Source organism: Arthrobacter sp. ISL-5, from assembly GCF_018613835.1.
In the GTDB taxonomy this organism is placed as follows: Bacteria; Actinomycetota; Actinomycetes; order Actinomycetales; family Micrococcaceae; genus Arthrobacter.
This window is the reverse complement of sequence record NZ_JAGGPM010000018.1, coordinates 50,093-74,160: the sequence shown is the minus strand read 5'-3', so window position 1 is coordinate 74,160 and position 24,068 is coordinate 50,093. Positions and strand designations below refer to the sequence as shown.

19 protein-coding genes are annotated in these 24,068 nt (G+C 67.2%); 12 read left to right on the top strand and 7 right to left on the bottom strand.

Going from position 1 to position 24,068, the window contains the following annotated elements; translation table 11 throughout:
- The first annotated feature begins 110 nt into the window (after positions 1 to 110).
- Positions 111 to 2,504, top strand: coding sequence for a bifunctional SulP family inorganic anion transporter/carbonic anhydrase (locus J7I89_RS10395; RefSeq protein ID WP_214969728.1), 2,394 nt, complete (start codon positions 111 to 113; stop codon positions 2,502 to 2,504).
- Positions 2,505 to 2,736: 232 nt separating this feature from the next.
- Positions 2,737 to 3,135, top strand: coding sequence for a hypothetical protein (locus J7I89_RS10390; protein ID WP_214969726.1), 399 nt, complete (start codon positions 2,737 to 2,739; stop codon positions 3,133 to 3,135).
- A 78-nt stretch (positions 3,136 to 3,213) separates the two neighbouring features.
- Here the strand turns inward: J7I89_RS10390 and J7I89_RS10385 are convergent, their stop codons facing one another.
- A complete protein-coding gene (locus J7I89_RS10385) occupies positions 3,214 to 6,642 on the bottom strand; it encodes a DEAD/DEAH box helicase (RefSeq protein WP_214969725.1) in 3,429 nt (1,142 codons plus the stop codon).
- Between the two features lie 178 nt (positions 6,643 to 6,820).
- Between J7I89_RS10385 and J7I89_RS10380 the strand changes: the two genes are divergently transcribed.
- From J7I89_RS10380 to J7I89_RS10355, 6 genes are all read left to right on the top strand, one after another.
- Positions 6,821 to 7,678, top strand: coding sequence for a hypothetical protein (locus J7I89_RS10380; RefSeq protein ID WP_214969723.1), 858 nt, complete (start codon positions 6,821 to 6,823; stop codon positions 7,676 to 7,678).
- A 260-nt stretch (positions 7,679 to 7,938) separates the two neighbouring features.
- On the top strand, positions 7,939 to 8,964 hold the full coding sequence (locus J7I89_RS10375) for a LacI family DNA-binding transcriptional regulator (RefSeq protein ID WP_251045144.1): 1,026 nt from the start codon (positions 7,939 to 7,941) through the stop codon (positions 8,962 to 8,964).
- A gap of 135 nt (positions 8,965 to 9,099) precedes the next feature.
- Positions 9,100 to 10,395: a sugar ABC transporter substrate-binding protein gene (locus tag J7I89_RS10370; RefSeq protein WP_214969721.1), complete on the top strand. Its 1,296-nt coding sequence runs from the start codon at positions 9,100 to 9,102 to the stop codon at positions 10,393 to 10,395.
- Between the two features lie 82 nt (positions 10,396 to 10,477).
- Positions 10,478 to 11,458 (top strand): carbohydrate ABC transporter permease, encoded by a 981-nt coding sequence (locus J7I89_RS10365; protein ID WP_214969720.1) that lies wholly within the window; start codon positions 10,478 to 10,480, stop codon positions 11,456 to 11,458.
- 1 nt (position 11,459) lies between these two features.
- Positions 11,460 to 12,338: a carbohydrate ABC transporter permease gene (locus J7I89_RS10360; RefSeq protein ID WP_214969718.1), complete on the top strand. Its 879-nt coding sequence runs from the start codon at positions 11,460 to 11,462 to the stop codon at positions 12,336 to 12,338.
- A gap of 31 nt (positions 12,339 to 12,369) precedes the next feature.
- Positions 12,370 to 13,890 (top strand): glycoside hydrolase family 32 protein, encoded by a 1,521-nt coding sequence (locus tag J7I89_RS10355; RefSeq protein ID WP_214969716.1) that lies wholly within the window; start codon positions 12,370 to 12,372, stop codon positions 13,888 to 13,890.
- 129 nt (positions 13,891 to 14,019) lie between these two features.
- On the opposite strand, the gene J7I89_RS10350 is transcribed toward J7I89_RS10355, so the two are convergent.
- Both J7I89_RS10350 and J7I89_RS10345 read right to left on the bottom strand, forming a co-directional pair.
- Positions 14,020 to 14,613, bottom strand: a complete 594-nt coding sequence (locus tag J7I89_RS10350) for a DUF5655 domain-containing protein (RefSeq protein WP_251045143.1) — start codon at positions 14,611 to 14,613, stop codon at positions 14,020 to 14,022.
- A 59-nt stretch (positions 14,614 to 14,672) separates the two neighbouring features.
- Entirely contained in the window at positions 14,673 to 15,188 is a 516-nt protein-coding gene (locus J7I89_RS10345; protein ID WP_214969714.1) for a hypothetical protein, read from the bottom strand.
- A gap of 192 nt (positions 15,189 to 15,380) precedes the next feature.
- On the opposite strand from J7I89_RS10345, the gene J7I89_RS10340 reads away from it, so the two are divergent.
- Both J7I89_RS10340 and J7I89_RS10335 read left to right on the top strand, forming a co-directional pair.
- The gene (locus J7I89_RS10340) at positions 15,381 to 15,881 is read left to right on the top strand and encodes a sigma-70 family RNA polymerase sigma factor (protein ID WP_214969712.1); all 501 of its coding nucleotides are present in this window, start codon (positions 15,381 to 15,383) and stop codon (positions 15,879 to 15,881) included.
- Positions 15,878 to 16,564 carry a zf-HC2 domain-containing protein gene (locus tag J7I89_RS10335; protein ID WP_214969710.1) on the top strand — a complete coding sequence of 229 codons (687 nt, stop codon included), beginning with the start codon at positions 15,878 to 15,880 and terminating at the stop codon, positions 16,562 to 16,564. Before J7I89_RS10340 ends, J7I89_RS10335 begins: the two co-directional genes overlap by 4 nt.
- 56 nt (positions 16,565 to 16,620) lie before the next feature.
- Here the strand turns inward: J7I89_RS10335 and J7I89_RS10330 are convergent, their stop codons facing one another.
- A complete protein-coding gene (locus tag J7I89_RS10330; RefSeq protein ID WP_214969763.1) occupies positions 16,621 to 17,427 on the bottom strand; it encodes a DUF1206 domain-containing protein in 807 nt (268 codons plus the stop codon).
- 150 nt (positions 17,428 to 17,577) lie between these two features.
- Entirely contained in the window at positions 17,578 to 18,525 is a 948-nt protein-coding gene (trmB, locus tag J7I89_RS10325) for a tRNA (guanosine(46)-N7)-methyltransferase TrmB (RefSeq protein ID WP_214969708.1), read from the bottom strand.
- Positions 18,526 to 18,711: 186 nt separating this feature from the next.
- Here trmB and J7I89_RS10320 point away from each other — a divergent pair, with 186 nt between their 5' ends.
- Both J7I89_RS10320 and J7I89_RS10315 read left to right on the top strand, forming a co-directional pair.
- Positions 18,712 to 19,959, top strand: coding sequence for an NAD(P)/FAD-dependent oxidoreductase (locus J7I89_RS10320; RefSeq protein WP_214969705.1), 1,248 nt, complete (start codon positions 18,712 to 18,714; stop codon positions 19,957 to 19,959).
- A 139-nt stretch (positions 19,960 to 20,098) separates the two neighbouring features.
- Positions 20,099 to 21,325, top strand: a complete 1,227-nt coding sequence (locus J7I89_RS10315; protein ID WP_308159865.1) for an MFS transporter — start codon at positions 20,099 to 20,101, stop codon at positions 21,323 to 21,325.
- 80 nt (positions 21,326 to 21,405) lie between these two features.
- Here J7I89_RS10315 and J7I89_RS10310 read toward each other — a convergent pair whose 3' ends face one another.
- Both J7I89_RS10310 and J7I89_RS10305 read right to left on the bottom strand, forming a co-directional pair.
- Entirely contained in the window at positions 21,406 to 22,695 is a 1,290-nt protein-coding gene (locus J7I89_RS10310; protein WP_214969702.1) for an MFS transporter, read from the bottom strand.
- 25 nt (positions 22,696 to 22,720) lie between these two features.
- Positions 22,721 to 24,013: a M20 family metallopeptidase gene (locus J7I89_RS10305; protein ID WP_214969700.1), complete on the bottom strand. Its 1,293-nt coding sequence runs from the start codon at positions 24,011 to 24,013 to the stop codon at positions 22,721 to 22,723.
- Positions 24,014 to 24,068: the final 55 nt, after the last annotated feature.

The window sequence follows — 24,068 nt, the reverse complement described above, 5'->3', positions numbered from 1 at the left end:
CTTTGTTGCGGCTGCGCTCGGTGTTTCTTCTCACCGCGGGGGACCCTTGCGGCCGTCCTTGGCGCGTCAATAGCGTGGATCGGGAACCTTCGAACGAGCCAAGGACTGATATGCCCGCGCCAGCCGCAACGGATCCCGACACCCACCCCACCACCAATAGCCGGCCGCCGCTCCTAACGCTCCTGAGGTCCGGGCTTCGCTGGGATCTGCCAGCGTCCCTCGTGGTCTTCCTTGTGGCCGTTCCGCTGTCGCTCGGCATCGCCGCGGCGTCCGGCGCACCGGTGATGGCAGGCCTCATCGCGGCGGCGGTCGGCGGCATCGTGGCCGGCAGCATCGGCGGCTCGCCGCTCCAGGTCAGCGGCCCCGCCGCCGGCCTGACAGTCATCGTCGCCGGCCTGATCGAGCAGTTCGGCTGGCCCGCAACCTGTGCCATCACCGTGGCCGCCGGCGTCCTGCAGGCACTCCTCGGCCTGGCCCGGGTGGGGCGCGTGGCACTGGCCATCGCGCCCGTCGTCGTCCATGCCATGCTGGCCGGAATCGGCATCATCATTGTCTTGCAGCAACTGCACGTGATGCTCGGCGCCGAGGCGGGCGAGGCAGCATGGCAGAACGTCACGTCGCTTCCGGCCAGCATCGCCGCCCTGGACCCGCAGGCAGCATTTCTCGGTGTCGTGGTGATTTTCCTGCTGCTCGCGTGGAAGCACATGCCGGCGCCCGTCCGCCGCGTCCCGGGCCCGCTGGTGGCAGTCATCGCCGGAACGGCGCTTTCGCTGCCGTTCAATGCCGACGTCGACCGGATCACCTTCGACGGCTCCCTCCTGGACGCGCTGTCCATTCCGCACGTCCCGCAAGGGGAGTGGGGCGCCGTCGTCGTGGGCGTCATTACCATCGCCCTGGTGGCCAGCGTCGAGTCGCTGCTCTCCGCCGTCGCCGTGGACAAGATGCACCACGGCGAACGAACAAACTTCAACCGTGAACTCCTCGGCCAGGGAGCAGCCAACATGACGTCCGGCATGCTCGGCGGGCTGCCCATCACAGGGGTGATCGTGCGCAGCGCGACGAACCTCGAGGCAGGGGCGCGGACGCGCAAGTCCGCCATCCTCCACGGCATCTGGGTCCTGGTGTTCTCGCTGCTTCTTGCCGGACTTATCCAGCTGGTACCGGAGGCCGTGCTGGCGGGCCTGCTCATCATTATCGGCATGCGGCTGGTGAAGGTGGCCGACTTCAAGACGGCCCGGTTGACGGGCGACATGACGGTCTACGCCCTGACGCTTTTCACGGTGGTGTTCGTTAATCTCCTGGCGGGAGTGCTGACGGGCCTTGGCCTGGCCGTGGTGCTGGTCCTGTGGCGCGTGGTCCGCGCCAGGATCCACGCAGAGCCGCTGGACAGACCCGACGGGCAGCGCTGGCGCGTCGTCATTGACGGATCCTGCAGCTTCCTCTCCCTCCCCCGTCTCAGCAAGGTGCTGGCCTCGGTGCCGCCGGCCTCGCGCGTGACCGTGGAACTGGACGTCGATTTTCTTGACCACCCGGTCCACGACACGCTGGACGCCTGGCGCCTGCGGCACGTGGGCAACGGCGGCAGCGTCGAGATTGAGGAAAGCGGCACCGCCAGGCTCCACGATGCGAAGGCGGGCCCTCCCGTGCGTGGCCACTCGCGTTCCGCGCTCCGCGGCGGGTTTGCCCCGTGGCGCAGCTGGCAGCGTGATGGCGCGGCCGGGGCTGTGAGCGTCGCGGGGGAGGGTGTGCCGGCTCCGGTGCGGTCGGTGCTCAACGGTGTGGACAGCTACCATCGCCGCCATGCGCACCTGCTGCGGCCCCACGTCCAGGAGCTGACGTCATTCCAGGACCCCGACACGCTGTTCATCACCTGCGCCGATTCCCGGCTCGTGCCGAACCTGATCACCAGCAGCGGTCCGGGGGACCTGTATACGGTCCGGAACGTGGGCAACGTGGTGGGAAGCGAATGCCTTGACCCGTCGGTTGAAGCAGCCCTGGACTTCGCGCTCAACGAGCTTTCCATCAAGTCGGTGGTCATCTGCGGGCACTCGGGCTGCGGCGCCATGACGGCCCTGCTGGCTGAGGCGGGCCGTGCTGATGCGGCGGGCCCTGCTGATGCGGCGGGCCTTGCCGATGCGGCTGGCCTTGCCGATGAGCCGGAGCGCAGCCCAGTCGAAGCGTGGCTGGAGCACGGCCGGCCGAGCCTGGACGCAGTCCGCGCAAGCCACCCGGTGCAGGCGGCTGCGGCAAATGCCGGGTATGGCGCCGTTGACCAGCTGGCGATGGTCAACGTGGCCGTCCAGCTGGAGCGGCTGCAGCGGCACGCCGGCCTGAAAAAGGCTCTGAAGGCCGACCAAGTGCATGTCACCGGACTCTTCTATGACATCGCCACGGCCCGGGTTCTGCAGATCACCCCCTCCGGGATCAGCCACCTGGACCCGCTGCCGCGCAGCGCCGACGAGTCTGTGCTGCCCAAGCCAGCGGCGTCCACCGCTGCCAGCTAGGAGGTGGCCTCCCTCAGGTAGTCGGCTGCGTACTCCGGAAAATTCCGGGTAGTGCCGGCCTGAAAAGACGGGTAGCTGCCTCGCGTGACTCCAATGTGCGGCGGGCCGTTGAATGGTTCCTGGCAAGGCAATAATCCAGAGCTGGGGGCAGCAACATGACACTTTCAAGAAATCCGGCCGCGTCCAGGCAGGGGTTCACGGCGGCAGGTCCTGAACGGTCCGGGGGCATGCCATGAACCCGGGGCTGGCGTCGGCCGTGCAATTCGCAGGATCGCTGCCGGGTTCCATCCTGTTGACCCTGGGGCAGACCCTCGTGGTCGTGTGCGCCTGCTTCGACATGGTCCGGGCGCTCTCCGTTCCCCGTTCACACCGCCGCTACCTGGCCAACACCGTGTTCCGGACCCTGGCACCGCCGGCGATCCTGTTCATGGCATTCAGTGTGCTGATCGACGCGGCGCGGGCAGCATGGCCGGACGTCACCGCCGGCATGTTCGTGCTGGTGGTCGTGACGTACCGGTGGCGCACCGACAGTGATGAGGACAGCTGGTGGAAGGGCAAGGGCAAAGCACTGGGCCGGTGGTTCCGGACGCGGGCCGCGCTGCCGCCCGTGACGGCGCCGGCCGCGGCCTAGCCGCAGGTCAACAGGCGGGTCATCCCACGGGGGTCATCCCGACGCGGGCCGGGTCCCGCGGGTCATATGGACGGCCTGTCAGTCGTTGAAGAGCCCCGCCAGGTCTTCGGCCGTCAGCGAGCCGCCGGAGAGTGCATCGCCCTCCATGACGTCCGCGAAGAGCTGGGACTTCTTGGCCTTCAGGGCCATGACCTTTTCTTCGATGGTGTCCTTGGCAACCAGCCGGTAAACCATGACGTTCCTGGCCTGGCCGATCCTGTGCGTGCGGTCCACGGCCTGCGCCTCGGACGCCGGATTCCACCACGGATCGAGCAGGAACACGTAGTCCGCCTGGGTCAGGTTCAGGCCGAAGCCGCCGGCCTTGAGGCTGATCAGGAACACCGGCGCCGCCCCGTTCTTGAACTCGTTCACCACGTCGGTGCGGTTCCGGGTGCTGCCGTCCAGGTAGCAGAACTCGATGTTCTCCTCCACGAGGCGCTCGCGGACCTTGCCCAGGAAGCCCGTGAACTGGCTGAAGATCAGCGCACGGTGGCCCTCGGCCACCAGGTCTTCGAGCTGCTCGAACAGCACGTCGAGCTTGCTGGACCTGACCCCGCTCAGCGACTCATCCACCAGCGAGGCGTCCAGGCTCAGCTGCCGGAGCAGGGTCAGCGACTGGAAGATCGTGAAGCGGTTCTTGTTGACGTCCTCGATCAGGCCCAGGATCTTCTGGCGCTCGCGCTGCAGGTGGGTCTGGTAGACCTTCTGGTGCCTCGGGTTGAGGACCACTTCCAGGATCTGCTCCTGTTTGGGCGGCAGGTCGTGGATGACCTGCTCCTTGGTGCGGCGCATCATGAGCGGGCGGACCCGACGGCGGAGCTTGTCCAGCTGCCCCTTGTCACCGTTCTTCTCCACCGGCCTTTGGTAATACTCGGCGAACCGCTTGGGGCTCGCGAACAGCCCCGGCGCCACAATCGAGGTCAGTGCCCAGAATTCCATGAGGTTGTTTTCCAGCGGCGTTCCGGTGATGGCCAGCTTGAAGGCGGCCGGCAGCTTCCGGGCGCACTGGTAAGCCTTGGACTGGTGGTTCTTCACGAACTGGGCCTCGTCCAGGACCAGTCCGGCCCAGCGCCGCGAGGCGTAGGCGTCGTAGTCGATCCGGAACAACGCGTAGGACGTGATGACAATGTCCGCGCCGGCCATCGCCTCGGCGGGGTCGGACCCGGTCTTCGCGAACGTCTCGCCGATGGCACGGACCGTCAGGCCGGGCGCGAAGCGGGCGGCTTCCGCCTCCCAGTTGCCCACGACGCTCGTGGGGGCCACCACCAGGAAGGGGGTGCCGCCGTCGGGCGCCTTTTTGCCGTCAGACGAAATCCCATCAACAGCCGGTGCCCCCTCAACCTGGGCGTGCTCCTTTGCGGCACACATCAGCGCCAGCGCCTGCACGGTCTTGCCCAGGCCCATGTCGTCCGCGAGCACGCCGCCGAGCCCGTGGCGGTACAGGAAGCTCAGCCAGTTGTAGCCCTCCAGCTGGTACGGCCGCAGTTCCGCGTTCAAGGTGGCGGGCAGCGGCAGGCCGTTCACGCCGCCCTCCAGCAGCCCGCCCACGGCCTCGCGCCACGCCGCGGCCTGCTCATCGACGATTCCGAGCTGCGCCAGCTCGTCCCACAGGCCCGCCTGGAAGCGGCTGATCTGCAGCGGCGCATCCTTGTTGTCCTGCAGCTCGCGTGCCTCGTCGATCAGGGCCCGCAGCTGGTGCAGTTCAGGAAGGTCCAGCGAGAAATACGCGCCGCTGGGCAGCAGCATGCGGGTCTGGCCCGCGGCCAGGGCGGAGAACAGCGCCGCGAAGGACACCGGCTGGCCTTCGAGGGTGATCACGATGCCGAGGTCGAACCAGTCCCGCTGGTCGGTCGCCTTCGTCGAAATCGCCACGACGGGCGCCTCTTCGGCCTCGCGGTAGTCCGCAATGTCGCCGGAGGTGTCCACCTCGACGCCGGGGGTGTCCCGGAGGAGGGGGAGGACCTCCTCGGTGAACGCGAGGGTGTCGAGCCCGCTGAGTTCGGACGTGGCCGCGAGGCGCGGCGTGCCCCAGCCGCCGGTGGCCGATTCGCCGAGCTTGGGCACCACGTCCCACGGCTGGCCGACCGCTTCCAGGATCCGGGCCTCGGCGGAATCGTCGCGGTAGCCGTGATCGCCCGGATGGCGCCACAGCGGCTGCGCGGTGACGAGGTTTCCGGACGTGTAGTGCCATTCCCAGTGCAGCCGGACGCGGTGGTCCGCTCCGTAGTTGGCCAGCAGCGACAGCGTGGGCACGGCCAGGGTGGGCAGCTCCACCGATTCGTCCGCAGCCGTGACCCGGGCCGTCTGCTTGAGCTTGGGGTAGAAGCCGGTGAGGAAGCGGCCCTCGTCCCGCGCCGGGATGTGCAGCGTGCTGCCCGCTGTCACGAACGTCAGGAGCTCCTCGCTGAGCCCGCTTTCCAGCGGCGCGAGCGTGATCACGGTGTCGGCGGCGACGCCCGGCAGCGCATCCCCGCCGGAGGTGAGGAAGATGCCGTGCGCCGGGCGTCCGATGGTACCCACCGAGGCCGGATCCACTTCGGCCCCTTCAACGGTGATGGTGGGCGCGAGCTCCAGCCCGCCGCCGTCGGGCGTTGTGCTGCCGAAGCGGCTCAGGCTAAGGCCGACGGCGGCAGGGGCCTCCGCGACCCGGACCGGCTCCTGGCCCCGGCTGTGGACCAAAGCGACGCCGATTTTCCTTGCCTCGTCCAGCAGGTTCCACAGGTTCTTGCCGGCGAACGTGTTCATCCCCAGCCAGAGCGCGGTCGACGAATGCACCCTGTTCGCGGCGGCGGTGTGCGCGGCGAGGAAGGCCTGCATCCACTCCACATGGGCTTCGTTGCACTCGCGGCGGAAGTTCAGGTAGCTCAGCGTGTTCCAGGAGACGTCGCCGCGGATCCACTTGCCCTTGGCGCCCATGATCACGGGCCGGGCCTTGAGCTGGCGGACACTGCGCAGGGGATCCCTGCGGCCGGTATAGGAAAAGTGCGGCGCCGGCTCCTCCACTTCGAACTGCAGTGCCAGGGGGATGCCGCCCGTCGACGGAGTGATGCCCGGCTGCGAAATCAGCGGGCTCAGCGCCTGCTCCCAGTCCGCGAGGTCGGGCTGCAGCGGCTCGCGGGACAGCCGTGACACCTCGGACGGGGACAGCAGCTTCACCCGGATGGCAGGGTTGTCCTCGGCGGCGAACAGCAGCGCCGCCACGTGCTTGCAGTCCTTGCGGACCGGGCAGCTGCACACGCCCACCGTGCAGCTCCAGCCGCCCGCCTTCCGGACCAGCTTGGCGGTGGTCGAATAGGGCACATCAGAGCCGCCGCGCACCTTGCCCAGCATCAGGCCGGTGGCGGCGTCGAAGGAAATCCCGGAGACGCGGCTGCCCATGGCATAAGCGAGCCCGGCCGCGAGGGAGCGGTCGTTGATCGCGGGGGTCTGGATTGCCAGTGCCGCACTCTCGTCCGGTTGGGATGGCATGGTGCGCGCTACTTTCGGCAGGTCAAAAATCTGCAGGTTATCTGATCCATCTTAGTCAGCCGGCAGGGGCCCTGAAACTTCGTCTGACGTTCACCTGCCCCTCAACCTGCGGGCGCGGGGCGGCGCGTACGTTGAAAGGGTCCTGTGCACCACCGGCTTTCAGCAGTAAGGATTTCCCATGACTTCCAGCGAATACCCAGTCGTTTTAACCGTCGAAGGCGCCAACGCCGGCAACGAGGAGGTTGTTGACGCCAACGTGACCGTGGTGAACACCATGTACCAGGAGCTGCTCAACTCCGAGGAAATCGCCCCCAACGCCCTGCGCAGCTACTTCGTCGACTTCTACCTCGCCCAGTCGCTGGGCGGCGGATTCGCGCAGTACGTCTTCACCGCACCGGAGCGCGAGGAGCTGGACGCTTACATCCGCGAAGGCTTCGAAGGGATGGGCGCCGCCGCCCACCTGGAGCTCTTCGACCGCACCGTGGAGGCCTTCGATTCCCTTTCGGAGGAGGAAGAGGAGATTTACCTGGGCGGCGAGTCCGACGGCGACGCCGACGCGGAGCTCCCGGAGGCAGTGCAGGCCATGGAAGACCTCGACGCCGAATTCGAGTCGCTGCTCGAAACCGAGGACCTCATCGCCCTCAACGCGGCCTGGCTCCGCGCGCAGGAGGGCCTGCTGATCCTGAACGAGGACGAACTCACCGCCCACATCGCCAAGCGCGTCGCGCAGATCCCGGACCTCGAAGAACGGCGCGCCGAAGCCGAAGAAGAGGCCTTGGAAAACGCCCCGGAATTCGAGGTCATCATCCGCGAACTCTGCGACATCTCCGGCTATGCGCTGCAGAAAATCACCATGGGCGACCCCAACTACGAGCACAACGGGGAGACGGTCCTGGCATGGCACTTCAGCACCGACCACGGCGACTTCGTCATGATCGAGGACGACGACGAGGCGTTCATGCTGAACCCCGAGACCAAGGAAATCGTGGCCGCCGTGGAGTTCGAGGAGCTCGACGAGGACCTGGTTGACGCATAGCCGCAAGGCCTTCGCCTGAGTTGTCGAAACCCGGCTCCGGGGCTGGCTGGCCCGGTTTTCACGCGTGCTGCTCGTACCTCGCTTTGACGCACGCTTTCGAAAACCGCGGCCAGCCGGCCCCTCGAGGGCAGGTCACCCTCTGCTGGTTGAGCCTGCCGTAACCCCCACAGCCCCATGCCCCCAAGGTGACGTTTGACACATGCAAAACGTTTTGTGTATCGTAATTCACACCAACCCAAAACGTTTTGCAAAGGAAGTCGATGACGACGCGAGTAGGGATACGCGAGGTGGCCAGAGCCGCCGGGGTCTCAGTGACCACTGTCTCGCACGCCCTGAACGACGCCACCAGCTTCCGGGTCAAAGCGGAAACCCGGCAGCATGTACGGGAAGTAGCCAGGAACCTTGGCTACGCCCCCAACCGGTTGGCCAGCGGACTGCGCAACCAGCGCTCCCAGATCCTGGGCCTGGTCAGTGACGAAATCACCACAACCCCCTTCGCCGGGGCCATGATCCGCGGTGCGCAGGACGCGGCCTACGAGCGCGGCTACGTGGTGATGGTGGTCAACTCCGGTCTGGACACCGAGCTCGAACACCGCGAAATCAGCATGCTTCAGCAGCACCAGGTGGACGGCGTGGTGTACGCCAGGCTGTACCACCAGGGTGTGCAGCTCCCGCAGGAACTGGCCGGGATGCCCACCGTGCTCCTGGACGCCGTCACCGATGACGCGGCCATCTCCTCCGTCGTCCCGGACGAGGTAAATGCGGCTGAAACCGCGGTCGAAGCCCTCATCCGGGTCGGCCACACGCGGATCGGCATGATCAACAACGTGGACGACATCCCCGCGACCCACGGCCGCTTTGACGGCTTCCGGAACGCGCTCCGGCGCCACGGAATCGAACGTGATCCAAGGCACCTGGTCATCGGCGTGGCCGACACGGCCGGCGGCAGGGAAACCGCGCTGGACCTTCTCAGCCAGCCGGACCGTCCCACCGCCCTGTTCTGCTTCAGCGACAGGGTGGCCATGGGCGCCTACCAGGCGGCGACGGCGCTGGGACTCCGCATCCCGGAGGACATCTCCATCGTGGGCGTCGACAACCTTGAGCTCATCGCGGACGCCCTGTGGCCGGGGCTGACCACCGTGGCCCTCCCGCACTACGAGATGGGACGCTGGGCGGTCCACCGCATCCTCGATGACATAGAAAATCCGGGAAGACCCGCAGAGCAGGCGCGGCTCGCCTGCCCCCTCATTGAACGGGGATCAGTAGGGCCGCCCCCGCCTAGCTGAGCAGCACCAACCACCCCACCGCTACACCACCCGGTGTCCGCACAAAAAAGGGACGCAGCCGTTGCACCGGCCGCGCCCCTTCCGGACCCCGGGCCAATCATCCACGCGCAAAATCAGCAGAAAGACTGGACCATCATGAACAAGCGATTCACACGGATCCTGGCCACCAGCATAGCCGCGGCGGCACTCGCGGGCAGCCTCGGCGCCTGCGGCAAGGGCAGCGCATCCGCCACCTCCGAGGGCACAAGCGAGATCACCATGTGGACCCACAACGCGGGCAACCCGGAGGAACTCGCGGCCATTAAGTCCGTTGTGGACTCCTACAACAAGAGCGGCGCCGCGAAGGCCCAGATCAAGCTGCAGGCGTTCCCGCAGGACTCCTACAACGACTCGGTGGTCTCCGCTGCGGCGGCCGGCAAGCTTCCCTGCATCGTCGATATCGACGGACCGAACGTGCCTAACTGGGCCTGGGCCAACTACCTCACCCCGCTGAAGCTCTCGGCCGACCTTTCCAAGAACCTGCCCAGCACCGTGGCCAAGTGGGAGGGCGAGACCTACGCCGTGGGTTACTACGACGTCGCCCTCGCCATGCTCGCCCGGGCCTCGGACCTCAAGGCGGCCGGCGTGCGCGTGGCCACCATCGAGAAGCCGTGGACCAGGGAGGAGTTCCAGGATGCCCTGACCAAGCTCAAGGCGCTGGGCAAGTGGCAGTACCCCCTGGACATGGGCACAGCCGGCTCGGGGGAGTGGCTGCCCTACGGTTACTCGCCGTTCCTGCAGTCCTTCGGCGCGGACCTGATCAACCGTGACGGCTTCCAGTCGGCGGACGGAACCCTCAACGGCGACAAGGCCGTCGCATGGGCCGAGTGGTTCCGCGGCCTGGCGGACCAGGGCTTCATGGCCAAGAAGAGCGGCAAGGACTCCACCCAGGACTTCCTGAACAACAAGAGCGGCCTCCTGTACACCGGCTCGTGGGCGGCCGACAAGGCCAGGGCGGCGCTCGGCAAGGACCTCGTGGTCATGCCGTCCGTGGACCTCGGCAACGGCCCCAAGATCGGCGGCGCCTCCTGGCAGTGGGGCGTGACCAGCGGCTGCAAGAACGCCGACGCCGCCATGGACTACCTTTCCTACTCCCTGAAGCCGGAAAACCTGGCAACCGTGGCCAAGGCCACCGGCACCATCCCGGCCACCGACGACGCCGCGGCGCTGCTCCCGGCGTTCGCTGAGGGCGGTGCCAACCGGATCTTCATGGAGTTCTCGCGCAACTACGCGGTGATGCGTCCGGAAACGCCCGCCTACCCGTTCATCGCCACCGAATACGGCAAGGCGGTCCAGGACATCCTGGCCGGTGCCGACCCCAAGACCGTGCTGGACAAGGCGGTCAAGGCGATTGACGCCAACATCAAGTCCAACGGCGGCTACAAGAGCTAGCCAGCTGCCCAGCGGTCCGACGACGGCGGCGGCAACTGCCGCCGTCGTTGTGCCCCGGCACTGACTGTCAACGGAGACTCCCATGACAACCACCCAGCTTCCCTCCCAGCGCCGTCCCGGCGCCACCGCACCCGGGGCCACCGCACCCGGCGCCCCGACACCCTCCGCCGCCCCGCGCCACCGGCGCCCGGGCTACCTGCGCGAACAGCTCAGCGGCTGGGGCATGATCGCGCCGGCCGCCGTCCTGCTCCTCGCCTTCGTGTTCCTCCCCGCCATCCTCGGCTTCGGCCTGGCGTTCACCAACGCCCGCCTGATCTCCCCGCGGCCCGTGGAGTTCGTCGGCACGGACAACTTCGCCCGGCTCTTCGCTGATCCCACCTTCTGGCGGGCACTACTGAACGTCACGTATTTCGCCGTGGTGGTTGTCCCTGTGCAGTCGGCCCTGGCACTGGCCATGGCGCTGCTGATCAACAAGAAATTCCGCGGGGTGAACTTCTTCCGCACCGTGTACTTCCTTCCTGTGGTCACGTCCATGGTGGTGGTCTCCCTGCTGTGGCTGTTCATGTACCGCAAGGACGGCCTGATCAACGAGCTGCTGTCCACCTTCAGCTTCGGTCTCATCCAGGGTGCCGACTGGCTCAACGACCCCGCCACGGCCATGCCGGCCATCATCGCGCTGTCCATCTGGCAGGCCGCCGGGTTCCACATGATCATCTGGCTCGCCGGGCTGCAGAGCATCTCGGGTGAACTGTACGAGGCAGCCCAGCTGGACGGCGCCAGCCGCTGGCACCAGTTCCGCTACGTGACCTGGCCGGGCCTCAAGCCCACCCGGAGCCTGGTCCTGGTGACCATCACCATCCAGGCGCTCGGACTCTTCGACCAGGTCAGCGTGATGACGCAGGGCGGACCGCTCGATTCCACCACCACCATCATCTACGAGGCGGTCCGCTCCGGCTTCAAGCAGCAGGAAACCTCGTACGCCTCGGCCATATCGCTTGTCTTCTTTGTCCTCGTGCTGCTCATCTCAGCGGTGCAGCGCTACCTGACCCGAGAGAAGGACTGACGTGAAAAACGCACTCCGCCTCAGCTCGTTCGGCGCCATGGCCGTGCGCATCCTGTTCGCCGCCGTCGCCGCGTTCCCCATCGTCTTCATGCTGGTGTCCTCGCTCAAGCCGGACCAGCAGATTTTCGGTGACATGTCGTCCGTGGCGGCGTTCCTGCCGATCGGAAACATCTCGCTGGACAACTACACCGCGGTGTTCGACCGCGTCCCGGCAGCCCGCTTCCTGATCAACTCCATCGGTGTCTCCGCCGTCACGGTGGTGCTCGGCATCTTCATCAACAGCCTGTGCGCCTTCGGTCTGTCACGGATGGAGGTGCGCGGCAAGCGCGTGGTGTTCACGGCCATCCTCGCCACGCTGATCGTGCCGTTCCAGACGCTGGCCCTCCCGCTGGTCTGGTGGGTGAACCAGCTGCCGTACTTCGAGCTCAACGGATTCAGCCTGGAGATTTCGAAGGGCTGGCTGGACACCTACCAGGTCCAGATCATCCCGTTCATTGCCAACGCGTTCTCCATTTACCTGTATCACCAGTACTTCGAGTCCATCCCGAAGGAACTGGACGAGGCCGCCAGGATCGACGGCGCAGGCTGGTTCAAGATCTACCGCCAGGTGGTCATGCCGCTCGCCGGCCCTGCCACCGCCACCGTGGCCATCCTGACGTTCCTGCCCGCCTGGAATTCCTACCTCTGGCCGCTCATGGTGGTCCAGTCCGAGGAGCTGCGCCCGGTGATGATCGGCATCCAGTACTTCTTCCAGCTCAACGTCTCCTGGGGCGAAGTGATGGCCTACGCGTCCCTGATCACGGTGCCCGTGGTCATCCTGTTCATCGCGTTCCAGCGCTCCTTCATCAACAGCATCGCCTCCAGCGGTGTCAAAGGCTGATTCCGGCCTGCTCCTAGTGCGAAAGCTGACAATGACTTCCCTGAATACAACCGCCGAGCTCGACTGCCGGTACCGGCCCAAATGGCACTATGCCGCGGAACGCAACTGGCTGAACGACCCCAACGGACTCGTGTACGCCAACGGCGTCTACCACCTCTTCTACCAGCACAACCCGCACGGCGATCTCTGGGGCAACATGTCTTGGGGCCATGCCACCTCGGCGGACCTGGTGCACTGGGACGAGCAGCCTGTCGCCCTAGCCTGCGACGAGCAGGAGGCGATTTTCTCCGGTTCTGCCGTCGTGGACGCCCACAACACCAGCGGGTTCGGTGTAGGAGGAGTGCCGCCGCTCGTGGCGATCTACACCAGCGCCTATTCGCCCGCCTCCCCGCTCGCCGGCCGGCAGGCGCAGTCCCTGGCCTACAGTACGGACGACGGCGCCACCTGGACGAAGTACGCGGGCAACCCGGTGCTGGACCGGGCGTCCGCGGACTTCCGGGACCCCAAGGTTTTTTGGTACGACGGCGCGGCCGGAGGCTACTGGGTGATGGTCGCCGTCGAGGCACTCGAGCATGAAGTGGTCCTCTACAAGTCCTCGGACCTGAAGTCCTGGGAGTACCTGAGCACCTTCGGCCCGGCGAACGCCACGGGCGGCGTCTGGGAGTGCCCCGACCTGTTCGAACTGCCCGTGGACGGCGACGCCGGAAAGACCAAGTGGGTGCTGGTGGTCAACCTGAGCCCCGGCGGAATCGCCGGCGGATCCGGCGGCCAGTATTTCCTCGGAACGTTCGACGGCGTGGCGTTCCGTTCCGAAACCACTGTCACCGAAGGTCGGCAGGCCGACGGCAGCCGCATGGCCGAGTACGGCTGGCTGGACTGGGGCCGGGACTACTACGCGGCCGTGTCCTTCAGCAACGTCCCCGGCGGCCGCCGGCTCATGATCGGCTGGATGAACAACTGGCAGTACGCCGCCGCCACGCCGTCGGACGGCTGGCGCAGTGCGATGTCCCTGGTCCGGGAGGTTCGGCTGGAAACCCGCGGCGGGCGTCCGGTGCTGGTGCAGGAGGCCGTGGATCCGCTGGAGGCCGCCGGCACGGAGCTGTTCGCCCTGGGCGGGCAGGAACTGGCCGGCGGCGTCACCTGGCTCCCGGCCGGCGCCTCCGGGGACGTGCTGCGGATCGACGCCGAATTCCGGCCCGGCGCCGCCGGCAAGGTGGGCCTCGTGCTCCGGGCCGGCGGGTCTGCCGGCGGATCTGAGCGCACCGTGCTGGCGTACGATTCCGTGTCGGGGGAGCTCAGCCTGGACCGGACGGCCTCAGGCAATGTCGGCTTCCACGAAACCTTCCCGTCGGTTGAGCGGGTGGCGGTCCCCCTCGTTGATGGCCGGCTTCGGCTCCGGGTGTTCCTGGACCGCTGCTCAGTGGAGGTCTTCGCCCAGGACGGCCTGGCCACCATCACGGACCAGGTGTTCCCCGGCGACTCAAGCACCGCCGTCGGCCTGCTGGCAGAGGGCGACGGAGGCACCCTGGTGAGCCTCACCGTGACAGGCTGAGCTCAGCGGTCGCTTCGTCGGCCGCCGTTTTCGACGGTTCCCTGCCAGCTCGACGCTGCGCACCATCGAGTGTGCACGGAACCGTCGAAACGGACGCAAGGTCCGGTCGACCGGCGGTGGCGGCGCTGGTTAGCTGTTTTGCTCCAAGGCCGTCTCCAGGAGGTCCAGGAGCTCCTGGTCCACCTGTTCGACGGCGGTGAGGCGCACCTTGCGGTCAAAGAAGTCCCCGGCCCGGACCTTGACCTCCTCGAGGCGTCCCCCACTAGGCGCCTCGATCCTAAGTGTCACGTCCACCGACGTCTTGTTCGCCCGGGTCACCTGGGCGAACTTTCGCCGGCTGCTGTGAAGTGACACATAGCCTTTGCGCATCTGGATTTGCACGCCCTGGTGGGCTGCGGCCCATGCCAGGAGGGTGTTGGCGATGGGCCGCAGGTGCGGGTGGTCGTCGTACTGGCCATCGATGAGTTCGTCGGCGTCGCGCAGCATGAACTCCGGATAGCCGAACATCTCCCAGGACACGGCATATTGGGCGTAGCCGGTGATGCCGTGCTCGTCACGCATCCAGGCGCGGAGCTCGGCGTCGTTCTTCAGCCCCTGGGCATGCCCCTTCGCCGCCCACCAGCTGACATCATGCCCGGACTTCCGCAGCAGGAGCGCCTGATTGCTGTCCACCATGGTCTGCCACGTCTTTGCGGCGGACTTCAGGTCGTGTGTTTGTGCCATGCTCCGATGGTAGTGCCGGCGCCTGCGGGCAGGCGCCGGCGGCCAGGATTGCTGGGTTGCTACTTGATCATCTTGCCGTCGGGGGCCACGAGGTACCAGACGTTGCCCACGCCCTGGCCGGTGACGTCACCCGGGTCCTTGTCCTTCTCCCACAGGTATACCGGCATGCCCTCGACGGTCACCTGCTTCTTGCCGTCGGCCGTGGTGATGGTTCCGACTTTGCCGGTCACGCCCTCAACCTTCGGGGTGTCGTTGGTGGTGATCACCGGTGGCCAGGCCACGAGGCATGGGCCGATGCAGTTGCTCTTTCCGGAGTCCTTTACGTCCTTGGTGTAGTAGTAGACACTCATGCCCTTCCCGTCAACCACAATGTTGCCAGCGCTGGACGATGCGGTCTTAAGGTCCACCGTGGCGGCATCGGTGGCGGTTGCCGACTCGCTGGCAGTGGTTGCGGGCGATGCGGTGGTGGTCTCCGGGGCGGCCGTGGTGGGGGAAGTGCCGGTCCCGCCGCCACAGCCGGTCAGCGAGGCCGCAAGGGCCAGAACTGCGAGGCCAACGCTCAGTTGCTTGTTCATGTGCTGCTCCTTGGCTCAGGCCGGCAGACTGGGAACCGGCGCTATTTGGAATGACGCACAGGGGTGAAGAATGGTTCAAAGGATCTGCGACTGGCGGGAATGAACTTTTCAGCGGCCGCCGACGTCGTATTTGCCAGGAATGCCGGTGCACGCGGACCGGCTTCATCGTGTGTCGCTGCAGGGAGGTCGCGCATGCCACTGGATGAGGACGTGGTTGCCGCGATCTACCGTGAGCACGGAACGGCCCTGCGCCGGTTCGTGCTCAGCGCCTCCCGTGACCCGCACCTGGCTGATGACATTGTGCAGGAAACAGTTCTGCGGGTCTGGCAGCAGGCGCCCAAGATCACGGGCAGCATGCGCAGCTACCTGTTCCGGACGGCCCGGAACGTCATGATCGACAACTACCGGAAATCGCAGCGCCGGCCGCAGGAAGCGGATGACCGCGACCTGGCCGATCCGGTGGAGGTCACCGGTCGGGTCGACGAGCTGCTGAACAGGGTCCTGATGGAGGAGGCACTGCTCCGGCTGAGTGCGGAACACCGCGATGTGCTGGTGGCGCTGCATTACCGGCGTTTCACGGTGAACGAGGCCGCGGTCCAGCTGAACATTCCAAGCGGCACAGTCAAATCCAGGGCCTTCTACGCGGTGAAGGCCCTGCGGACAATTCTTGATGAGATGGGTGTGGAACGGTGAACGGCAAGGAACTCCACGAGCTGCTGGGGGCATACCTGCTGGGGGGACTCGATGACGCAGATAAGGCGCGCTTCGAGGACCACCTCCAGCAGTGCGGCATGTGCCGCAGTGATCTAGAGGACCTGAAAAGCCTTCCCGGCCTGCTGGCTGCGGTGCCGGTGCCCGACGCCGTGGCGCTCGCCGTCCCGGCGTACCGGGGACCCGGCTCGGCCCCCGGTACAGGAGAGCAGGCGGCCAGCGTTCCGCAACCCGTCTTCGACGAACTGGCCGCCCGCCGTCGGAATTCCCGACGGCGGTTGGCGGCCCTGGTCGGAGTGATCGCCGCCGCCTGCCTGGCCCTCGGGTTCGCGGCCGCGCCGCTTCTGGACCCGGCGAGGAAGCCCGATGCGAGCTATTCGGTGCAGTCGGACACCGGCATCCAGGTCACCGTGGGCATGGTCAAAAAGACGTGGGGCACCGAACTGGCTGTGGACGGACGGAGCCTGCCCCAGGACGGAAAGCTGTCGCTCTGGGTGAAGGATCGCGCCGGCGCCGAGGACCGCGCCTGCGCCTGGATGGCGACCCCCAGCGGACGGGTCAGGGTCACCAGCGCCACGCCGGTTCAGTACACGAGCATCGCCAGTGTTGAGCTGCGGAACGACCGGCAGCAGACGATAGCCGTGGTGGCAGTGCCGGGTGGCTGAGGGCGCCGGTGGCCGAGGGGGGTCGGCGCCGGATGGCGGGCGACGCGCGGGCCGGACTACATCCGGGCGAGCTTCGCCCGCACCACCATGTACACCCCGTAGCAGATGAGTCCCACGCCGACGGCGCCCAGGACATAGATCCCGAACGGCTGTTCACGCAGTGCCTTGAGCCCGCCGTCGAGTCCCGTCGACTGCTCCGGATGCGCCGTGACGGAGGCGATGACCACCAGCAGGCCCGTCACGAAGAGGGCAACGCCCTTCGCCGCATACCCGACGATGCCCAGCCCGGTCACGGCTTTCCGTGCGTTGGGTGAGGCAGGCATGCTGATGTGCTTTTCGAACGTCTTCCGGAACCCGCGGACCGCGTAGAAGATCCCGGTGATGGCCACGCCCGCTCCGATCAGCACCAGAAGCAGGACGCCGCCTGGCGCTTTCAGGAGCGTGACGGTCATGTCGCTGGTGGATTCCCTGTTGTCCTGGCCGGCTCCGCGGGCGAACGCTGCGAGCGTGAAAGCGAGTGCGGCATAAATGACGGCCTGCGCTGCGGCCTTGAGCTTCTTGGCCAGCTTGTCCTTCGACGGCAGATGCTCGAAGTCGAAAATTGCATCGCTGGCCTGCCACAGGGCCAGGGCCACGCACGCCGCGAAGCTGCCCCACAGAAGCACGGGCCCCGCAGGCTGGCTGGCCAGCTCCCCGACGGCGCCGCTGACATCCGCACGGCCGCCCTTTCCGGTGGCCAGCCCTAGGGCGATGGTCCCGACCAGAAAATGCAGCACGCCGCTCACGGCGAATCCCGCCCTGGCCAGTAACTCGAGCGCGCGCGAATTGGTGGCGTCTTCGGCCTTGCCCGCTGCGCTTCTCAGTTCTCGTTTGATGATCGTTCCTTCGCGCCGGCACGCTCGTGCATCTCCCGCGGCTACCCGCCACACGCTTATCGTGCCACGGGTCAGGGCTCCGGAACAGACGTCAGGGCCGGCAACTCCGGCAGGTCATTGACCGGGCTGTCGGCCCGGCTACAGCCGGCGGTAGCAGAGGTCGAAGATCAATCGTCCGGCCTCGTGCGCCTTGTTCTCGAAGCTGGTGCGGATGCGGCCCTCGAACCGCGGCGCCCAGCCGCCGGTTTCGTCAATGCCCTCGTTGGGGCCGGTGTGCTCCGTGCTCACCGGGGCCCGGCCTTCCTTCACGGGGGCACCGCCCACGAGCGACTCGACGCCGCTCTGCCAGACGTGGGTGAGGGGGCTCTCCGGACCGCTGCGCTCGCCGTTGTGCAGGTTCTCAAAGGCCGCGGAGCCGGCCAGGACGTCGCGCACGTGCACGGCATAGTTGGACCAGTCCGTGGCGATCCGCCAAAGCCCGCCCGGCTTGATCGCCCTGGCGGCGAGTTCGGCGAACTCGGGCTGGATGAGCCGGCGCTTGTGGTGCCGGGACTTGTGCCAGGGGTCCGGGAAGAAGATCCAGAGCTCGCTGACGGATGCGGGCGGGAGCATGGTGGCCAGGACCTCCGGGGCGTTGGCCTCCACGACCCGGACGTTGGTGAGTCCGCGGCTGTTGATCTTGATCATGGTGTTGGCCAGGCCCGGCGTGTAGACCTCGACGGCGAGGAAGTCCTTGTCCGGGTTCTCCTCCGCGGCGTGGCAGATGGCGTCGCCCAGGCCCGAGCCGACCTCGACGATCAGCGGCGCCTTGCGGTCGAACTCGGCCTCGGCGTCGAACGTGTAGTCCGGGTGCACGGACGTGTTCGCAACGTGCCGCGGAACGTCCACGGCCCAGCGGTCCGAGTGCGCTTCCCATGCCGCCTGGCGGCGTCCCTGGAGCCGGGTTCCGCGGCGCACGAAGCTGACCGGCCGCCCGCCGTACGTGCCGAAGGAGGCCTGGCTGCCGGGGGTCACGGGCCGGGGCTGGCTCGGGATTTCAGGCGCATTGTCTTCAGGCGCCTTGGGGAATTCTGGAGTTTCACTCATCACCTCCAGAATACCGGCGTTGGCGGGGTCCAATTCCGGTGGTTCCCTGCCTAAACCGGCCAGCGTAAAGTGTTGCTATCCCAGAGGCTGGCCGCTCACCGGCTGCACGCTCATGGCTGTTCGTCCCGGAGACCAGCCAGCCGGGCGGCCTACCCGTTCCATATCATCACGCCTTCAGGAAACGCCATGGAATCATCGACTCCCGAGCCAGGGACAAAGACCAATGCCGGGGCCATCGCGATCCTTGGGGCCGGTCCGTCCGGGCTGGTGCTCGCGATTGCGCTCGCCCGCCGCGGACTCAGTTCAACAGTTTTCGAACGTGACGTCCATCCTGACGCGGCCCCGCGCTTCAACCCGGACCGTTCCTACACGATCGACATCTCCGGGCACGGGCTGAAGGCACTCCAGCACATCGATGCCTGCCCCGAGTTCGACGACAGAATGATCAGGTTCAAGGGCCTCAAGATCCCGGGTAGGGGAACGGAAGAATGGACCCTCCCCGGATGGACCGGATCGCGGGGCGACATCCTCCGCGCCCTCATGTCCGTCCTCGAAAAGTACCGCGACCTGGTGGCCACGGAGTTCGAAACCCGCGTGGAAACTGCGGACACGCGCTCCGGATCACTTACTGTCGCACCGAAATCCGGGCCCCTGATGACCAGAAAGTTTGATCTCATCGTCGGCGCGGACGGGGCCGGCTCCACAATCCGCGCGGCCCTCCAGGACCAGATCCCCGGATTCACCGTCACGGCCAAATCCTTCCCCAACTACTGCACCATGCTCGAACTCGACAAGGTCGGAAATCGGCTGGACGAGAATTACCTGCACGGGCTCTCGACGCGCCCCTTCTGCGTTGCCGGAGCCATCAAGGGCGACGAAGGATCCTTGTCCGCGAGGTGGTTCTGCGCCATAGGGACGAAGGAACACATCGAATTCCCCTCCGCTGACGAGGCCCGGCGCTTCCTGCAGGAGCGCTGCCCGCGCGTTCTGGAATTCGCCGGCGACGGACAGGTCGAGGCCTTCGCGAAGCGAACCTGCTATCACATTGGACGGAGCCTGAACTGCTCCCAGTTCCACGGCGGCAAAGCCGTGCTGATCGGTGACGCGGCGGCCCCCTACCCGCCGATCGGGCAGGGAGTCAACGGCGCCATGGAGTCGGCCATGACGCTCGAACAGTGCATCAGCGCCGCCGGGAACATGCCGGACCAGTTGCCCGTCGCGGCGGCAAGATACACCGCCGTGTGGAAACCCGAAGCGGATGCGGTGTCGTGGATCAGTGAACGGAGCCTGTTTGAAAACCGCTTCCACACGGTGCGTGCCTTGGCGACATCGATGCTGGGTCTGAGCATCTTCGCCCAAGCCAAGAGCGCGGACGTCCCCTACTCGGAGGTCAGGCGCAAGGCGGAACGGCTCTGGCCGCTCTGGGCACGGTGACGCGTCGCGCAGGGGATGGCCGACGTCCGGCTGCCCGGGGGCGGCACGGCGTCCTGCCAGAATAGGCACCGTGACGCATACTGAAAAGCCGCGGTCGAGCAGCACGCCCCCCGCCGCCGCCCCGTCCGTCTCCGCCCTCGTGGATGCCGAGATTGACGACGTTCCCGCGGCCGAGCCCACCCGCGTCGGCAGCCGGCGGGCGCTGGTGTACCTGGGCCTGTGCCTGGTGCTGATCGGGCTGAACCTGCGGACGGTGTTCTCCAGTTTTTCGGCCGTGCTTCCGGAGGTGACGGCCGACGTCGGCCTGCCGGGCTGGGCGGTGGTGGTGCTCACCACCGTGCCGGTGACGCTGCTCGGGGTGTTCGCGCCGCTGGGTCCGGTACTGGCGCGCCGGTTCGGCGCCGAGCGCGTGCTGTTCGGTGCGATGGCGGTCCTGACCGCGGGTCTGCTCCTCCGTCCCACGGACCTCCCCGGCGCCGGACACCTGCCGGCGCTGCTCGCCGGAACGGCGGCCTGCGGCGCGGCCATCGCGCTCTGCAACGTGCTGCTGCCCGGGCTCGTGAAACGCGACTTTCCGCACCGGCTCGGCCTGATGGGCGGCCTGTACACGACGGCCATCTGCGCATCCGCAGCCCTGGGCGCCGGATTCACCTATCCGGTCTTCAACGCGACCGGGCAATGGGCCTCGGCGCTGTGGTTCTGGGCGGTGCCGGCCGCCGTCGTGCTGTTGCTTTTCCTTCCGGTTGCCGTGCGGCAGCGGCACGGGCAGCACAAGGCGGTGCGGGACGGCGTGAACGTGTGGCGCTCGGCGGTTGCCTGGCAGGTCACGATTTTCATGGTGCTGCAGGCCATGATGTCCTTCAGCGTTTTTGCCTGGCTGGCGCCGATTCTGCGCGAACGCGGCGTGGACGGCGGCACGGCGGGGCTGATCGTGTCGGCGTCGATCGTGCTGCAGATGCTCGGCTCCCTCTTCGCCCCGGCGCTCGCCGCGAGGTGCCGGGACCAGCGGGTGATCAACACGGTGGTGGCGCTCATGACCGGGGGCGGTTTTGCGCTGAGCATCTTCGGCCCGCTGGAGCTGATCTGGCTGTGGACCGGGCTGCTGGGTCTGGGGCAGGGCAGCCTCACGGCCGTGGCCCTGACCATGATCATGCTCCGCACCCGCGACGGCCACACCGCTGCCCACCTCTCCGGCATGATGCAGGGCGTGGGCTACGGCCTCGGCTCCACCGGAACGCTCATGGTGGGCCAGCTCCACCAGGCCACGGGATCGTTTGCGGCCGCCGGCGTGCTGTTCCTCGTGGTGGGCGCGCTCGCGGCGGTGTTCGGGTACCGGGCGGGGCGGAACCGGTACATCGGCGGCTAAGTCCCAACTGACTCGCAGTTGTTGTCGTTATGAGGGCTCAAAACGACAACAACTGCTAGCCAGTTGGGAATGGGGAAGGGCTAGTGCGTCAGGTCCTTGCCTTTGGTCTCGGGGATGGTGAAGACGAACGCCGCACTCACGGCCAGCAGCGCCACCGCGTACACGTTGAACAGGTTGGGCAGCTGGAGCGTCGTGCCGAGCCACTGCTGCAGGTAGGGAGCGGTCCCGCCGAAGAGCGCCACGCAGATGGAGTACGGCACGCCCACGCCCACGGTCCGGATGCTCGTGGGGAACAGCTCCGCGTAGACGGCGGGCACAATGGCGGCGCTCGCGGCGATGAAGATGAGCATCACGGACATGCTTACCGCCAGCTGCCAGGCGGAGTCCTTCAGCAGCCAGGTCATGGGGAAGTGCATGATGGCGGCCCCGATCGCTCCTGCCCACAGCACCTTCTTGCGGCCGATCCGGTCCGACAGCTTGCCCCAGAACGGCAGGGCGGCAATGAACACGATGTTGCCGATGACGCCGGCCCAGAGTGCTTCTCCGCGGTCGATCTTCAGCGCGGTGGTGGCATAGCTGGGGGCCACCACACCCCAGATGTAGTAGATCACCGTGAGGCCCACGGTCAGGCCGATCACCTGCAGGGCCTGCTTGCGGTAGCGGACAATCTGGGGCCAGATGGGCGCGCGCTTCTCCGTGGTGGACTCGCCCTCGAAGGCGTCCGTCTCGTGCAGCCGGGACCGCATGATCAGCGCGTACAGGCCCATCGCGGCGCCGATCAGGAACGGGATCCGCCAGCCCCAGGCATTCATGACCTCGGTGCTCAGCGCCATGTTCAGGACGGCCCCCAACAGCGTTCCGAACAGGATGCCCACGGTGCCGGAAGTGTAGATCAGCGTGGCCCAGAATCCGCGGCGCTCCCGTGGCGCCATCTCGGAAAGATAGGTCTGCGACGACGGCAGCTCACCGCCGTGGGCCAGGCCCTGGACCAGCCGGGCCACCAGGAGCGTGAGCGATGCCCACGCGCCGACGGCGGCGAACGTCGGCGCGACGCCGATCATCAGGCTGCCCAGCGAGGCGAGCCCGACGGCGAGCGTCATGGAGGTCTTGCGGCCCACCCTGTCGCCGATCCAGCCGAACAGGAACCCGCCGAACGGGCGGGCCACGAAGCCGACGGCGAAAATCGCCAGGGTGGACAGCACGGCCGAAGCCGGATCTGACTTGCTGAAGAGCTGGCTGGCGATGAACGGTGTGAAGGTCGCGTAAATGGCCCAGTCGTACCATTCGACGGCGTTGCCGATGCCGGTGCCGACGATGGTCTTCCGGGTGGACACCCGGTCCGCGCGCTGCGGGTTGATGATGGCGGTCATGGATTTCTCCCTGTGGTGGGGTGGGCTAGGAAGCGACCGTGGAGGCCGGTGCGGGGGAAGGGGACTGGGCGGCCAGTGCCGCGAGGCGGGAGATGGCGAGTTCCGCATAGAGGGCGGCCCCGTCAGCCAGCACGCCGTCGTCGAACGTTGCGTACGGTGAGTGGTTGAACGGCGAGGTGGCGTGGTCCGTGCCGGGAGGCACGGCGCTCAGCCCGATGAAGGTGCCGGGCACCTCGGCGAGAACGCGGGAGAAATCCTCGGAGCCGCCCAGCGGGGTGGCCCACCGCGACAGCCTCGATTCGCCGAACAGTCCGGCGATGACGTTTTCCGCGGTGTGCGTCTCGTCCTCGTCCGTGATGGTGAGAGGATATTCCTGCTGGTAGTCCACGTCGACGTCGAGGCCGTGCGCCGCCGCGATGCCCTTGAGCAGCCGGGGCACGGAGTCCATCATCCGCTGCCGGGACTCGTCGGAGAAGGTCCGGATGGTGGCCTCGATGCGGGCAGTCTCCGGGATGACGTTGCGCTTGGTGCCGGCGCGGAGCACGCCCACGGACAGGACCACAGGATCGAAAATGTTGAACTGGCGGGTGACCATGACCTGCAGGGCGGTCACCATTTCCGCGGCCGCGGTGACCGGGTCCTTGGCCGAGTGCGGGGTGGAGCCGTGGCCACCGGCGCCCAGCACCGTGACAACAAGGCCGTCCGAGGCGCTGAGCATGACGCCCGGCTTGGTGCAGAACGTGCCGTGCGGCTCGAGGGAGGAAAACACGTGCATGCCGTAGGCGGCGTCCACGCGCCGGCCGGGGGCATCGAGCACGCCTTCGCGGATCATGTAGCTTGCGCCGTCGAAGCCCTCCTCGCCCGGCTGGAACATCAGCACCACATCGCCGGCCAGCCGGTGCCGGCGTTCCGCGAGGAGCGTGGCCGCGCCGGCGAGCATGGACGTGTGGAGGTCGTGGCCGCAGGCGTGCATGGCGCCGTCGATCGTGGAGCTGTAGCCCACGCCCGTCTTCTCCTGGACGGGCAGCCCGTCCATGTCGGCGCGGAGGAGCACCGCCGGGGCGCTGGCGCTCGCGGCGGAGTTCGCGCCGCCCTCGGATCCGCCCTTCGCCCTGCCCTTCGCGCCGCCGCGCAGGACGGCAGTGACCGACGTCGTGTCCTTGCCCAACGTGATTTCGTACGGCAGCCCGTCCAGGGCCTGCAGTACCTTTTCCTGGGTTCGCGGCAGGTCGAGGCCGATCTCGGGCCACCGGTGCAGGTCGTGGCGGAGCCGGGCAAGGTCTCCCTGCATCTCCCGGGCGTCTGCGGCAATCGGCACGTGTACTCCTCGTCTGTGGTTCGGCGTTGTGGGTCTATTCTGAAGTGGCCTACTT